This is a genomic window from Streptomyces sp. NP160 (genome assembly GCF_006335115.1).
Classification (GTDB): Bacteria; Actinomycetota; Actinomycetes; order Actinomycetales; family Quadrisphaeraceae; genus Quadrisphaera.
Genome location: NZ_VDMJ01000124.1, coordinates 1 through 244 on the forward strand (window position 1 = coordinate 1; position 244 = coordinate 244).

General features: G+C 79.9%; 1 protein-coding gene. It reads right to left on the bottom strand.

What is annotated here, in order from left to right:
• Nucleotides 1–235: hypothetical protein (locus FHN55_RS23110; protein ID WP_218974944.1), on the bottom strand; the 235-nt coding region annotated here is incomplete at its 3' end.
• Between the last annotated feature and the right edge of the window lie 9 nt (nt 236–244).

Genomic DNA, 244 nt, shown 5'->3' on the forward strand with positions numbered 1-244 from the left:
CGGTGGGGGCGGCGGGCAGCTCGCCGTCGGCCTCGCCCAGCCCGACCGGTGGGACGCCCACCACGAGCCCGCCCGGCAGCAGCTCCTCGAGGAGCGCGTCCAGCACGCCCGGCAGCTCGACGAGCACCCCGGGCGGCTCCTCGACCGGCGGTACGTCGACTCCGTCGGCGACGGCCTCGCCGACCGGGTCGCGCTCGGCGACGGCGCTGCCGACCGGCGGGGGACAGCCCGGCATCTCCTCGCC